Origin of the sequence: Pseudarthrobacter sp. L1SW (genome assembly GCF_020809045.1) — a bacterium.
Classification (GTDB): domain Bacteria; phylum Actinomycetota; class Actinomycetes; order Actinomycetales; family Micrococcaceae; genus Arthrobacter.
The window spans coordinates 3,204,104-3,217,036 of sequence record NZ_CP078079.1 but is presented as its reverse complement, the minus strand read 5'-3'; the positions used below and the strand labels follow the sequence as shown (position 1 = coordinate 3,217,036).

Sequence of the window (12,933 nt, the reverse complement as noted above, 5' to 3'; positions counted from 1 at the left end):
CGCTCTCTTCCTACTTCAGGCCGGCGCCGGGCAGCAGCTCGGTGGCACCCAGGGAGTCGGCGATGAAGGCGTAGTCCCAGGCCCGTTCGCGCCACTGTACGTAGCGGCCGGAGGCGCCGCCATGGCCGCCGTCCATCTCGATCTTCATGACGATGGGCTCGGTGCCGGTGGTCTTGTTCCGCAGCTCCTGCACCCACTTGGCCGGTTCCACGTAGAGCACCCGGGTGTCGTTGAAGGACGTCACGGCGGCGATCTTGGGATATGCCGCCTCCCTGACGTTCTCGTAGGGGGAGTAGGACTTCATGTAGGCGTAGGCCGCGGGATCGGTGATGGGGTTGCCCCATTCCTCCCACTCCAGGGCGGACAGCGGCAGCTCCGGATCCAGGATGCTGGTCAACGGGTCCACAAACGGCACCTGCGCCACGATCACGGCGTACTTCTCCGGTGCCATGTTTGCCACGGCACCCATGAGCAGCCCGCCGGCCGATCCGCCCAGTGCGGCGATCCGGGCAGGATCCACCCAGCCTGAACCTGCCAGCCAATCGGTGGCGTCCACAAAGTCGGTGAACGTGTTTTTCTTGGTGAGCTTCTTGCCGTTCTCGTACCAGTGCCGGCCCAGCTCCCCGCCGCCGCGGATGTGGGCGATCACGAACACCACGCCGCGGTCCAGCAGGGACAGCCGCGCGATCCCGAAGCCCGGATCCATGCTCATCTCATAGGAGCCGTACCCGTACACCAGGCCGGCCGCCGTCGAATCCTGCTTCACGGCCTTGTGCCGCAGTACGGACAGCGGAATCCTGGTGCCGTCGGCGGCGTCGGCCCATTCCCGGGTGGCGACGTAGTCGCTGCCGTCGTAGCCGCCCAGGACCGGGCTTTCCTTGCGCAGGAGCAGCTCGCCGGCGGGCTGTTCCGGGGTGGGCAGGACGAAGTCGTACACGCGCGACGGCGTGAAGTAGGACGTGTAGCCCAGCCGGATGACCGGGGCCCCGTAGTCGGAGCCGCCCACGCCGGCCGTGTACAGCTCCTCGTCGAAGGCCGGCTCCACGGGTTCTTCCTGGGCAGGCGTTCCCAACCCCGCCAGCCCGATGAACTGCACCCGCTCGATGGTGTCCTTGCGGATGGAAACCACCAGGTGCGTGGAGGTGACGCCCGCGCCATTGATGCGGACGTCGTCGGAATGCCCGACGACGGTGACCCAGTCCTGCTCCGCCAGCGGCCTGGCGAGCCCGGCCGGGTCTGCCAGGGAGACCATGGAGTTGACGGCACTGCGGTTGTGCGTGAGGAGGATGCGCTCCTGTTTTTCACCGTCCGGGCCGGCGAGCAGGAACGGCTCAGCCTCATAGAGCACGCGTTCGTTCCGGGAGATCACGGTGGTGAGCTCCTGGGCGGGATCATCGAAGCGGAGCAGTCGGGTTTCACTGTACTCGGAGCAGCCGATGCCCAGCACAAGGTGGCGCCTGTCGGCGGAGAGCTCGAAGCCGAGCCACATGGCGGCGTCGTCCTCCTGGTAAATGACCACGTCATCGGCCACAGGCGTGCCCAGGACGTGCGCCCTCACCTGGTACGGGCGCCAGGAATCATCCACCACAGTGTAGAAAATCCGGGTGCCGTCCGGGGAGAAGGCGACGCCGTAGAAGATGTTCTCGATGACGTCCGGCAACAGCTTGCCCGTGCTGAGGTCCTTGATGCGGAGGGTGAAGCGCTCGTCCCCGGAATTGTCCACGGCATAGGCGTAGAGGGTGCCGTCCACGGTCACTGCAGAACCGCCCACCGAGAAGAAGGGCTTGCCCTCCGCCTCCACGTTGCCGTCCAGCAGGACTTCCTCGCCTGGGATTTCGACGCCGGGCTGCACCGCGGGCGGGGTCCAGTCGGCTATCTTGTCATCGGTGTCCGCGGCCCTGACCCGGCACTGGATGCCGTACTCCTTGCCCTCCACGGAGCGGCTGAAGTACCACCAGCCGTCCTTGCGGTGCGGCACGGAGAGGTCGGTTTCCTGGGTGCGGCCCTTAATCTCCTGGAAGATGGCCTCGCGCAGCGGCTCCTGGTGCGCGGTGACAGCTTCCTGGTAGGCATTCTCGGCCTTCAGGTGCTCCACCACTTCGGGGGATTCCTTGTCCCGCAGCCACTCGTAGTTGTCCACAAAAACATCCCCGTGGTGGACACGCTCTGACGGGATCTTCTTGGCAACCGGCGGTGTGGGGGCGGCAGTGGTGGCGGAATCCCGCAGCGGAGTCTGGGTCATTCCTTCAATATATAGATCCCCGCCGGCAATTATCCGGCCGTTCGCTACCGGGGGATCGCACCCGGCGGGGGTGCGGGGTGCCTGGTGCGGGACTGCGGGCGCCTGCGGAGGGGGTAAAGGGCCAAAGACCCTAGGGTCCGGGCCGGGAGTGCGGGACGGTGGAAGGAGCGGGGAGATAGGTCGGGGAACACGCAGGGTGCGGAAGGAGACACCAATGTCCAGCAAATCGGGTCCGGCCCCAAGGGCCCAGGCATGGCGGGCGGTAGCCCGGTGCGTGGGTAGGAGTTTCGTGATGCTGGCCCGTCGGCAGGTCCACCTGCCCCGGGAGAATGTGGGACGCGTCCTGCAATTTGCGGACGGCAGCACGTCCCGGGTGTACCGGGAAACGGCCGTCAGCGCCGCACCCCGGCAGCCGTGTATTCTCGTCGTCGCCTTCAAGCTCAGGCTGGTACGGGGCAGGGCACACCGCCTCTTCGAGGCCGAAAGCCTGCTCAACACCCCGCTCTTCGTCGGGTTTCCTGGATTCGTGTCGAAGCTCTGGTGCGCCCATGACAGTCGTGGAGTTTATCGGGGCCTCTACGAATGGGATGGCCCCGCCCGTGCCCGGCACTACGCCTCCGCCTTGTGGCGGGTCCTGGAACTGGTCAGCGTCCCGGGGTCGATCAGCTACAAAGTTGTACCCGGGCTGCGCCGCGACGAGGTGCTCGCCAATCCGGCGCGGATGGAGGCCGCCGGGGCCGGACAGGCGTGGTGGCGGCTCCTGAGCCACAAATGACAGCCGACAGCGACGTCCTGGTGGTGGGCGCAGGCCCCGCCGGCCTGACAACAGCCCTCCAGGCCCACGCCCACGGGGCCACCGTCCGGATTGTTGACCGGCGGGCCGAGCGCGTCCGTCCCTCGCGGGCCATGATGCTCCATGCCCGTGCGCTCGAAGGGCTCCGGCCACTGGGCGTCACGGACGAGTTGCTCAGCCGGGCGGACACAACTCCGGAGGCGCGCATCCACCTGGGTAACCGGGTGGTGCAGGCCAGGCTCGGCCACGCCGATCTTCCGGATACGGCCTTCCCGCACCTGACGCTGGTACGGCAGGCCGACGTCGAGGACGTTCTGTGGCGGGCCCTCAAAGCCCGGGACGTGCCGGTTGACTGGGGCGTTGAGTTCCGTGGCCTGGCCGCCTTCGCGGGCAGGGAGGGAACGCTGCGCGCCGACCTGCGGCTGGCGGACGGCGACGTCCCCCGTGGCAACGGGCTCCCCGCGAACGGACCGCGTGCCAACCTGGCCCATGCCGGCCAGCCCGGAGGGCTCCTGGAGCAGCACGACTGCCGCTTCCTTGCCGGATGCGACGGCCAATCCAGTACCGTGCGCGGGCTTGTCGGCGCCGACTGGCGCGGGGCGCCGTACCGGGTGGAGGCCGTCCTGGCCGACCTGGAACTCGATGGCCCGCTGGACCCCGGGCTCCTCCATGTCGCCGTCGGGAACGGCGGGCTGGCGTTCCTTTTCGCCCTTGGGGAGGGCGCCACGTGGCGGCTGCTCGCCACCCGCCCGGCAGATCCGCATGCCGCCGGCCCGTTCGGCCAACTGGGGCCGGAAGTTGCGGCAGGGGAAGTGGCCCGGCTGGTCCAAGGGTCAGGGCTGGAGGCGACGGTCCGGGACGTGCGGTGGTCCGCGCAGGTCCGCCTGCAGCACCGGCTCGCCAGCAGGTTCCGCAGCGGGAACCTGTTCCTGGCCGGAGATGCCGCGCACGCCCATTCACCGGCGGGCGGCCAGGGGATGAACAACGGCATTCTCGACGCACTCAATCTTGGCTGGAAGCTGGGTTTCGCTTCGGGCGGCGGGACGCACCCGGAACTGCTCGGCTCCTATGATTACGAGCGCCGCCTCGCCGCCCGGCGGGTGCTGGCCCTGACGCATGCCATCTTTTTCGGGGAAGCGTCGCCCCACCCCCTTGCCCGCCTGCTCCGCAGGGTCCTGCCGGTTTCCGCGCCGTTGCTGCCGGTGCTCCTGCGCCGGCGCCGGCTCACGTCCGCGGGCATCAGGCTCCTGGCACAGCCTTTTGTCCGCTACCGGAACAGCGCCATCTCGGTGGAGGGCACACCGCCCGCAGCGCGCTGGCCGCGGCCGGGGGACCGGCTGCCGGATGCGCCGGTGGTCACCGGCGGGCGGAGCGTCCGCCTTCACGAGTTGACTGCGGCGCCGGGCGTGCACGTCTTGCTGGAGCACGACGCCGGATGGGATGCCGCGGGCGCGGACCTCACCTTCTCCGGGCGCAAGGTTCATGTGCACCGGCTCAGCAGCCATCCCGGCCGCGGCATCGTTGCGGTGCGCCCGGACGGGCACGTCGGTTTCCGGTGCGGGGAGGCGGACCTGCACCAGCTGCGTGCCTGGCTTCGGCTGGTGGGCGCCGTCCCGGGCTGACCCCACGCGCCGGGCGGCAGGGAACGGCGGGCGCTTGGCCTAGTGGGCTTGAGGTGGCGGGCGTATCCTGATCACGCCAAGGCACGTCCATCAAAACGTGAGAGGGGAACGTCACATGACCATCCCGCCAGTGCACGAGCCCGAGCCGTTTCCGCCGGAACCAGGCCCGGACCAGCCAGATCCCACCCAGCCCGGCCACCCCGGCCCGCCGGCTCCCAACCCGTTCCCGGCACCCGAACCGCCGGGCCCGCTGCCGGTGCCCGACCCCGGCCCGGCGCCGCTCCGGCCGGACCCCACGCGGAGCTGACAAACCAGGATAAGAGGGGCCTTCTACCTGCCGCAGAGGGCCCCTCTTCCGCGTCCAGGGCAGGCCGGAAAAACTCTTAAAAATCCCTCCTGAACCCCTTGCAGACCTGATTCTCCAGTGATAAAAAATCTATATCAGCCAATACAGATCGGCTGGTACCAAAAAGTGTTGGACCGTCTCTTACGAGGAGGGAAGCCATGTTGATGCGAACTGATCCGTTCCGCGAGCTGGACAGGCTGGCCCAGCAGGTCCTCGGCACGGCGGCGCGCCCGGCAGCGATGCCGATGGACGCGTGGCGGGAGGACCAGGAATTTGTAGTCGCTTTTGATCTGCCCGGTGTCGCACTGGATTCTGTGGATCTGGATGTGGAACGGAATGTCCTGACGGTACGGGCCGAGCGCCCCGAGCCCGCGGGCAAGGATACCGAGTTGATCGCCTCCGAGCGGCCGCGCGGCGTGTTCAGCCGTCAGCTGATCCTCGGGGACACCCTGGACACGGACAATGTGAAGGCTACGTACGACGCCGGTGTCCTGACGCTGCGGATTCCTGTCGCCGAGAAGGCCAAGCCGCGCAAGATCGAGATTGAGACGAAGGGGGCAAAGCAAGAGATTGCCGCCTAGTGTCAACACAAGAATCGGGACGTCGGGTATCAAATTGCTGACTGCCTTTTGGGCGGATCGCGAAGTACGCACGCCACAGCGCTTAAAGCGCACCGGCAGCCTACTCCCGTAACTTCCCGATAAGGTGGCCCCCGGCTTCGGCCGGGGGTCGTCCTATGTCCGGGCCTTTAAGGCGGTGTCAGGTGTTGAGCTCCAGCATCAGCGCGGGCAGTTCATCCGCGAGTTCGCGCGCCAGGAAGCCCAACGGTCCCAGCCGGCTGGCAAGCCTGTCCGCTGCAGCCGCATGAAGGTGGGTCCCCCAGCATGCGGCCTGCGCTTCACTGGTGCCCCGGGCGCGGAGGCCGGCGATGGCACCGGCCAGGACATCCCCGCTGCCCGAGGTCCCCAGCCCGCCGTATCCTGTGGTGATTTTCCAGAGCTCCGGCTGTTCCGGGGCATCTCCGGGCGGCCGCGCGATCAGGCCCTGGCAGCTGACCACGGCACGGTAGCGTTCGGCAATCGCGGCCACGTTCGCCTCCAGGTCCTTCACGTCGCGGCCAAGCAGGACCTCGGCCTCCTTGGGGTTGGGGGTGAGGATCAGGCGGCCTTTCCACGGCTCAATCAGGTCCTCCACCTTCACCAGGGCGCCCAGGGCGTAGGCATCCAGCACGACGGCGGGACCTCCCGGGCCGTTCGGCCCGCCTTCTCCTGTCTCCCGCTCGAGCAGCGCCCGGAGCAGCTCCTCGGCCAGGTCCAGGTCATCGAGGCCCGGGCCCACCAGCACGGCATCTGCCCGGTCCAGGTACGTGGAAATACGGTCAAGGCCCTCGGCCGTCACGGACCCGCCAGGGGTTTCCGGCAGCCCCACCGCCCCGCACTCCGGCAGCGCGACGCCCACGTGGACGGCCACGGACTCCGAGACCGCCAGGGTGAGCTTCCCTGCGCCGGCCCGGAGAGCGGCTGCCCCGGCCAGCAGGGCGGCGCCGGGAGTCGCCCGGGCTCCGCCCACCACCAAGACCGATCCGCGGGAGTACTTGTCCTCGCCCGGAGAGGGCAGCGGCCAATCGCGCAGGAGCGACGGCGTCACCAACGTCGGCTGCTCGGCCCCGGCCCGCTCGGCCCCGGCCGCCTCACCGCGGGTGGACACTGGTATCCCCGCCGTGTTCGGTCACGGTGACGCCCTGCTCGGTCAGGTGGTCCGCCACATTGAAGCTCTCGAGCGTCCACGGTCCGGCGCCGGAGGGCCGCACATACCGGGTCAGGGAGGCATTCAGCACCGAGGTTGTGGCTGCGAGGTCCAGGAGTTCTGTTTCGCTCAGCCCTTCGAGCACGTACCGGAAGAGCATGATCACGGCGTCGTGGCACACGAGCATCACCCGGTGCCCGGTGCCCAGGTTGTTCAGCTCCGCCAGGACGGAGCGCAGCCGGAGGGCTACGTCCGCCCAGGATTCACCGCCTGGCGGCCGGTAGTACAGCTTGCCCAGCCACTCGCGGCGTTCCACCTCCTCCGGGTAACGCTGCTCCACGCCCAGCCGGGTGAGCCGGTCCAGGATGCCCAGCTCGCGGTCCCGCAGCCGCTCATCAGTGCGCACCCGCACGGGCCAGCCAGCCACCTCCACGGCGATTTCCGCCGTCTGCCGGGCACGCGCGTAGGGCGAGGACACCACGGCGTCCGGCCGGAACTCCTCGGCGATCCGGGCCAGCGCCACGCCCAGCGCTTTCGCCTGCTCCTGCCCAATATCGGACAGGTTCACGTCCGCGTCACGCGCCGGCACGGCGATGACCTCCGCCCCCGCCTCCCGGGCCTCGGTGGCGGCAACGTTGCCCTCGCTCTCGCCGTGGCGGATCAGCAGCAGCTCCACCGCCCCCGCCTCCTGCACAGCCTCTGTCAGCCCGTCGTCGTTCAAGAGAAATCACCCCGTTCGCGTGCCGTTCCGAATGCAGGAACACTACCAGCGGCGTACCCACGGGGCCGGGAAAATAACGGACGACGGCGGTGGCGCACCAATTCCGCCTTCCCGCCACGGCAGTCCTTCAAGCGACGGCGTCCCCGCCCATGCAATGCACGGTGCGGATTCCAGCTGAAAGCCAAAGACGATGGGGAAATGATCCCGCACTCTCAAATCCCTATGACTGTTGTTCATGTAAAGAATCTGATAGTACACCGGGAGTTTGACGCCAGTATGCCGAATATCACCAAAAAACCGATGCGACCGGATTGCCGGAAAGTAGAGTTACTAAACTTATTTGACTTATACTGTTCCACCGATTTATATTTGGCGCCGTGTTCAAGGTGAACACAATCAAAAGGGGGAACTGCATGAGCCAGGTTAAGAGCCGCTCAGGTATGAATTGGAAAAAGAGGGGTGTGGCGGTAGCGCTTGCGGGCGCGATTCTTGCGTCCGCACCTGCGGCTGTCCGCGTTGCTTCCGGACCCGCGGCGGTCTCAGCCTCGCCGGCGTCCGTGTCCGTTGTGGCGCCGGCATCGGCGCAGGGTGCATCGGTAGTAACGCTGCCGTCCGCGCCTGCGCTGGCTTCGTCAGCCACGCCGGATGCGGTCAAGGGCGCGGCTGACGCACAGAAGCGCCTTAATATCGGGCCCGTGCTGAACTGGATCCGGGCCGCGGCGCCTTGGATCTGGAACGCAATGGTAAACGCCGTCCGGTGGGGTTGGAATGCGTTCATCAACTGGTGGAACGGGTTGGCAAGCTGGATCCGTAACACGATCAGCTGGTTCATCGGCGGCTCCCTGTGGGACTTCTACCTTGAACTGCGCCGCTACTTCTTCGGCTGGTAGGTCTGCTTGACCAGCGGCTGGATGGCAGTCAGGCCAACCGTCATCCAGCTGCTGCGGCCCCCGACAATCAACCGGAATATGACATGAAAAGACTTATTACGCATGCTGTCACCAGGGCCGTCCTTGCCTACGCCGGCGTCACACTCGTTATAGCCCTCAGCTATGAGCTGATGCCGGTACACGTCCTTGGTGAGGATCTGTCCATGGCCGTTTCCCTCACCGTCGTAGCGTGTTTGCTGGTGCTGCCTGCACTCGCCAGTCGACGGTTCAGTCTCCTGCGGGCATTCCGGATTCCCGTGGCGGGTCCGGACTTGACAGGCCTCTGGGCGTGGCTGTCCGCTGCGGTGGTGATGCTGCTGGCACTTGCCCTGCTCATCTTGCTTGCCGAAGGCGATCCGTTGGCGGCAGCCACTGCCCCCATTAGCGTGGTGCTGGAGGAACTCATTTTCCGCGGACTGCCGCTGGCGTTACTTCTGGGCGTGAAAAGTTCACTAAAAGGGCGGATGGCCGTTGTTTTAGTCAGTTCACTTACTTTTGCCGCCCTTCATTTCTCGACGCTTTCCATCATGTATGTGGACCGTTTTGTTTTCGCTTGCCTGGCGCTGGCTCTCGCGTTTAAATTCGAATCGCTCTGGCCCGCAGTCCTGTATCATGCATTGGCGAATATCACGGCGCTTGTTACGGCGGACCTGATGTACCACCCGGGGTACGCTTGGGTCTATATTCCGCTGGACATCACCATCTTTGCGATGGTGTTTTTGTTCTGCTCCAGGTCAACAATCAGACAAACGTCACAAATCGGTCCGGTGAAAGTTCCATGACTCTCCTTATTAGCAATGTGTCCAAATCCTACGGTGATGTGCATGCCGTGCAAGGCGTCAGCTTCAGTTGCCGGCCCGGCTCGGTCACCGGGTTCATCGGTCCGAACGGTTCCGGCAAGTCCACGACCCTCAAGATGATTGCGGGCCTCGTTCGCCCCGATGAAGGGTCGATCACCTTCGACGGGATGGCGTATAAGGACCTGGAGAATCCGGGGATCGAGGCCGGGTTCCTGCTCGACCCGTCCGCTCACCACCCGGGAAGGTCGGTCCGCGAGACGGTGGCGCTGCCAGCAATCATGATGCGGCTTCCGAAGAGCCGGGTGGACGCCGTCCTGGTTGCTGTGGGACTCTCACAGGTTTCCCGGAGGAAGGTCAGGTCCCTCTCGCTTGGCATGCGGCAGCGGCTCAGCCTGGCAATTGCACTCCTGGGCGAGCCGAAATTCCTCGTCCTGGACGAGCCGGCCAACGGACTGGACATCGAGGGCATGTCGTGGCTGAAAACGTTCCTCACTGGTTACGCAGCGAACGGCGGCTCGGTGCTCGTGTCCAGCCACTTGCTGAACGAACTCGAGACCTACGCCCACAACGTGGTCATCATCGACAGGGGCCGCATTGTCAGCACCTCCACCATCCACGATCTCACCCGGACCGACGTCACGGAGGTCCAGGGCCCGGATCTGCGGAGCGTTGAGCTCGCCCTGGAGGCCGACGGCATAAAGGGGCTGCGGGCCAGCGGCGACTCCGGGGCTGTAGTCCTGGTTGATGCGGCGCCTGAGCGGGTGGGGGAAAGCATGTGGCGCCACCATGTCCACATCAGCCTCCTGCGCAGGAAGCCGGGAGCCAGTCTGGAAGACTATTACAGCGGACTCACGTCGCCGGAGTTTGCGGCGGCCCGCGAGAGGGAGAGCAGATAAGATGTCCATCGCCAATTCCTTACCGCAGCTATTGACAGTGTCCGTCTATGTCGAGATGCGGAAGCTGGTGGATACCCGCAGCGCACGGTGGCTGCTGCTGTCCATGGCCGCTGTCGGCGTCGTGATTGTGGGTGTATTTGTTGCCGTGTCCTCGGGCCGCGGCGAGCAAATCGATGTATCCCTGATGCTGGCGGCACTCGCGCTGCCGGCAGGTCTAGGCGCACCCATCATTGCGATTATGGGAATCACCTCCGACTGGCAGCACCGGGACGTCATCAAGTTTTTTACGCTGCAACCCGCCCGGGGAACGCTGCTGCTGGCCAAGTACCTTGCCGTCGCGTCCTTTGCGCTGGGAATTGTGCTGTGCATCAGCCTGGTGGCAGTGGCTGTCGCCGCTGTGGTGTCGGCTCTGCAAGGTAACGGCCTTGTGCTGGGAGATCTTGCCCAGAGCGCCCGGCTGCTGGCCTGTGTTAGCGTCATCGGCTCCGTATCCGGCGCCGCGGTGGCCTCGGCGCTTCTGTCCACGCCACTGGCCATAGTGTTCGTTCTTTTCCAGTCGTTCATTTTTGATTCCCTTATCGGCCTTTTCGCGGGCCGGGCCACACCGTTCCTGCAGTCCGCCACGCTCTCCAACGTCCTGGTGGAAGGCGGAAACGGGTGGGCGGCACTGTCATCCGCGCTGATCTGGATTGCTGTTCCTGGGGCCATCGGCGCGTGGCGGAACCAGGGCCGGAATGTGATCTGACGTGCGGCACTGAGTTGCCTGGCAATCTAGCTTGTGACACTATCTAGTTATGAGTTCAGACAAGCGGTGGCCCAGCGACTGGGTGAGGGCCGTGCTTCCCACCTGCATCCTGCAGGCCATAGCCGGCAGCGATGACGCGTACGGATACCGGGTGATACAGGTCCTGCGGGGCGCCGGGTTTGACGGGCTTAGTGGCGGCACGCTGTACCCGGCCCTGAACCGCCTGGAGACGGACGGATTCGTCAGCTCCGAATGGCGGGAAGGGGACGCGGGGCCGGGAAAGAAGTTCTACTCCCTGACCCCTGAAGGGCGGCAGCGGCTGCACGAGTCCGCCCGGGACTGGAATCGGTTCTCTGTTCTCATCATGGACCTGCTAGAGGAAAAGAAGGCTCACTAAATGTCGTCACAGGAATACCTGAAGTCCCTGGCCTACGAGCTGCGCCAGCGGAAACACAGCGAAGATATGGTCAGCAGCACGCTGCAGGAAGTCGGCAGCCACTTGGCCGAGAGCGGGGAAAGCGGCGAGGCGGCATTCGGGCAGCCACGCGAGTACGCGGCCTCGTTCCCGCCCGGAACGTCGGTTTCCAAAGGCACGCGGGTGGGTCATATTGCGGCAGGGCTTGTGATCCTGATGCTGGGCATGTACCTGATCCTGCGCGGCGTGGTGGGTGTCAGCTTCGGCCTGGCCGGGACCCTCACGTATTTCGCGGCGGTTCTGGTGCTGACCGCTGTTCTGGTCTTGACCGGCAAGTATCTGGACCGCCGGCTCCCGGACCTCGGCTAGCGACAGCACCGCACACGGCCCCTCGCTACCAACGCGGGGTCACTTAGCGCCTAATAAGCACCGGCAGGTTCAAGGGGTCGTTGCAACACCTGAGTGATTGGGGTGTTGTTGTGGGTTTTGGTCGGCCTGAGCTGTTGCAGTCGGTGGTGCGGGTTTTCTGGGAGGCGCGGTCTTCTGGGGCATCTGATGAGGTGGCGGCGGCGGTGGCCGGTATGTCCCTGTCTGCGGCCAGGTTGATCGTCCGTCAGCATGGTGGGGTGGATCCTGCGAAGAAGCCCCCGTGCGGGCGGTTCCTGTCCTTCGATGAGCGCGAGTTGATCGCTGTGTGGCGGGCGGCCGGGTGCGGCGTGCGGGAGATCGGCCGGCGTTTGGGCCGGAACCCGTCCACTGTCAGCAGGGAGCTGGGCAGGAACATCCGGAACGGGGGCAACCGTCCGTACCTGGCGTCCTCGGCGCAGAACCGTGCGCAGAAGCTGGCGCGCAGGCCTAAGGCACGGAAGCTGGCTTTCAACGAGGCCCTGGCGCTTTACGTCGCCGGAATGCTGACGGCGCGGGAACGGTTGTCCCCGGAGCAGATCAGTGCCCGGTTACGGATTGATTTCCCCGATGATGAAAGCATGCGCATCAGCCCGGAGACTATCTATCAGTGCATCTACATCCAGGGCCGCGGCGGGCTGAGAGCCGAGCTCGCCGCTGCTCTGCGCACCGGCCGGGCCGTGCGGCAGCCAAACCGGCGCGCGGGCATGCGAAGGCCCCGGGTCCCGAAAGAGTTGCTGATCAGTGAACGCCCCGCGGAAGCCGATGACCGGGCAGTGCCCGGGCACTGGGAGGGCGATCTGATCATCGGTACCCCTGGCGCCGGGGCGATCGGAACCCTCGTGGAACGCAGCAGCCGTTTCGTGATGCTCCTGCACCTGCCTAACGGACATACCGGCGAGCAGGTGCTGGCCGCCATCGAGGCAACCCTTCCGACCCTGCCGGCCCAGCTGCGCCGGTCCCTGACCTGGGACCAAGGCGCTGAGATGGTCGGCATTCACGAACGCGTCAGGATTGCCACCGGCGCCGAGGTCTACTTCTGCGATCCTCACTCACCCTGGCAACGCGGCACGAACGAGAACACCAACGGACTCCTGCGACAGTACTTCCCCAAAGGCATGGACCTCACCACCGTCACCCGCGCAGACCTCGACTACGCTGCCGCAGGACTCAACGGACGCCTACGCAAAACCCTCGGCTGGAAAACACCCGCACAAGCCCTCCAGCAAATACTGGAAGAATCAGCAGCATAGGACGTGTTGCAACGACCACT

Annotated in this window: 14 protein-coding genes; 11 read left to right on the top strand and 3 right to left on the bottom strand. The window is 65.9% G+C overall.

What is annotated here, in order from left to right; translation table 11 throughout:
* Positions 1-10 precede the first annotated feature (10 nt).
* On the bottom strand, positions 11-2,242 hold the full coding sequence (locus KTR40_RS14925) for a S9 family peptidase (RefSeq protein WP_228404238.1): 2,232 nt from the start codon (positions 2,240-2,242) through the stop codon (positions 11-13).
* 214 nt (positions 2,243-2,456) lie between these two features.
* Between KTR40_RS14925 and KTR40_RS14920 the strand changes: the two genes are divergently transcribed.
* The 4 genes from KTR40_RS14920 (at position 2,457) to KTR40_RS14905 (ending at position 5,584) form a co-directional block, all read left to right on the top strand.
* Complete coding sequence (locus KTR40_RS14920) at positions 2,457-3,017, top strand: hypothetical protein (RefSeq protein ID WP_228404237.1); 561 nt, start codon at positions 2,457-2,459, stop codon at positions 3,015-3,017.
* On the top strand, positions 3,014-4,657 hold the full coding sequence (locus KTR40_RS14915; protein WP_228404236.1) for an FAD-dependent monooxygenase: 1,644 nt from the start codon (positions 3,014-3,016) through the stop codon (positions 4,655-4,657). Before KTR40_RS14920 ends, KTR40_RS14915 begins: the two co-directional genes overlap by 4 nt.
* 115 nt (positions 4,658-4,772) lie before the next feature.
* Positions 4,773-4,964 carry a hypothetical protein gene (locus tag KTR40_RS14910; protein ID WP_139030241.1) on the top strand — a complete coding sequence of 64 codons (192 nt, stop codon included), beginning with the start codon at positions 4,773-4,775 and terminating at the stop codon, positions 4,962-4,964.
* 197 nt (positions 4,965-5,161) lie between these two features.
* Entirely contained in the window at positions 5,162-5,584 is a 423-nt protein-coding gene (locus KTR40_RS14905; RefSeq protein WP_139030240.1) for an Hsp20/alpha crystallin family protein, read from the top strand.
* Positions 5,585-5,762: 178 nt separating this feature from the next.
* Here KTR40_RS14905 and KTR40_RS14900 read toward each other — a convergent pair whose 3' ends face one another.
* Positions 5,763-6,710 (bottom strand): NAD(P)H-hydrate dehydratase, encoded by a 948-nt coding sequence (locus KTR40_RS14900; RefSeq protein WP_228404235.1) that lies wholly within the window; start codon positions 6,708-6,710, stop codon positions 5,763-5,765.
* Positions 6,694-7,470 (bottom strand): histidine phosphatase family protein, encoded by a 777-nt coding sequence (locus KTR40_RS14895; protein ID WP_228404234.1) that lies wholly within the window; start codon positions 7,468-7,470, stop codon positions 6,694-6,696. Before KTR40_RS14895 ends, KTR40_RS14900 begins: the two co-directional genes overlap by 17 nt.
* 461 nt (positions 7,471-7,931) lie before the next feature.
* On the opposite strand from KTR40_RS14895, the gene KTR40_RS14890 reads away from it, so the two are divergent.
* The 7 genes from KTR40_RS14890 to KTR40_RS14860 all read left to right on the top strand — a co-directional run bounded on the left by KTR40_RS14890 (position 7,932) and on the right by KTR40_RS14860 (position 12,913).
* Complete coding sequence (locus KTR40_RS14890; protein ID WP_228404233.1) at positions 7,932-8,360, top strand: hypothetical protein; 429 nt, start codon at positions 7,932-7,934, stop codon at positions 8,358-8,360.
* An 83-nt stretch (positions 8,361-8,443) separates the two neighbouring features.
* Positions 8,444-9,181: a CPBP family intramembrane glutamic endopeptidase gene (locus tag KTR40_RS14885; RefSeq protein WP_228404232.1), complete on the top strand. Its 738-nt coding sequence runs from the start codon at positions 8,444-8,446 to the stop codon at positions 9,179-9,181.
* On the top strand, positions 9,178-10,095 hold the full coding sequence (locus KTR40_RS14880) for an ABC transporter ATP-binding protein (protein ID WP_228404231.1): 918 nt from the start codon (positions 9,178-9,180) through the stop codon (positions 10,093-10,095). Before KTR40_RS14885 ends, KTR40_RS14880 begins: the two co-directional genes overlap by 4 nt.
* Before the next feature lies 1 nt (position 10,096).
* Positions 10,097-10,840: a hypothetical protein gene (locus KTR40_RS14875; RefSeq protein ID WP_228404230.1), complete on the top strand. Its 744-nt coding sequence runs from the start codon at positions 10,097-10,099 to the stop codon at positions 10,838-10,840.
* 49 nt (positions 10,841-10,889) lie between these two features.
* A complete protein-coding gene (locus KTR40_RS14870) occupies positions 10,890-11,237 on the top strand; it encodes a PadR family transcriptional regulator (protein ID WP_228404229.1) in 348 nt (115 codons plus the stop codon).
* The gene (locus KTR40_RS14865) at positions 11,238-11,624 is read left to right on the top strand and encodes a hypothetical protein (RefSeq protein WP_228404228.1); all 387 of its coding nucleotides are present in this window, start codon (positions 11,238-11,240) and stop codon (positions 11,622-11,624) included.
* Between the two features lie 80 nt (positions 11,625-11,704).
* Positions 11,705-12,913 (top strand): IS30 family transposase, encoded by a 1,209-nt coding sequence (locus tag KTR40_RS14860; RefSeq protein ID WP_370633145.1) that lies wholly within the window; start codon positions 11,705-11,707, stop codon positions 12,911-12,913.
* Positions 12,914-12,933 lie beyond the last annotated feature (20 nt).

Bases quoted from the DNA above. Each gene is read 5' to 3' on its own strand.
- KTR40_RS14875 (WP_228404230.1), top strand. From the start codon at position 10,097: ATGTCCATCGCCAATTCCTTACCGCAGCTATTGACAGTGTCCGTCTAT.
- KTR40_RS14880 (WP_228404231.1), top strand. From the start codon at position 9,178: ATGACTCTCCTTATTAGCAATGTGTCCAAATCCTACGGTGATGTGCAT.
- KTR40_RS14885 (WP_228404232.1), top strand. From the start codon at position 8,444: ATGAAAAGACTTATTACGCATGCTGTCACCAGGGCCGTCCTTGCCTAC.
- KTR40_RS14865 (WP_228404228.1), top strand. From the start codon at position 11,238: ATGTCGTCACAGGAATACCTGAAGTCCCTGGCCTACGAGCTGCGCCAG.
- KTR40_RS14910 (WP_139030241.1), top strand. From the start codon at position 4,773: ATGACCATCCCGCCAGTGCACGAGCCCGAGCCGTTTCCGCCGGAACCA.
- KTR40_RS14870 (WP_228404229.1), top strand. From the start codon at position 10,890: ATGAGTTCAGACAAGCGGTGGCCCAGCGACTGGGTGAGGGCCGTGCTT.
- KTR40_RS14920 (WP_228404237.1), top strand. From the start codon at position 2,457: ATGTCCAGCAAATCGGGTCCGGCCCCAAGGGCCCAGGCATGGCGGGCG.
- KTR40_RS14925 (WP_228404238.1), bottom strand. From the start codon at position 2,242: ATGACCCAGACTCCGCTGCGGGATTCCGCCACCACTGCCGCCCCCACA.
- KTR40_RS14915 (WP_228404236.1), top strand. From the start codon at position 3,014: ATGACAGCCGACAGCGACGTCCTGGTGGTGGGCGCAGGCCCCGCCGGC.
- KTR40_RS14905 (WP_139030240.1), top strand. From the start codon at position 5,162: ATGTTGATGCGAACTGATCCGTTCCGCGAGCTGGACAGGCTGGCCCAG.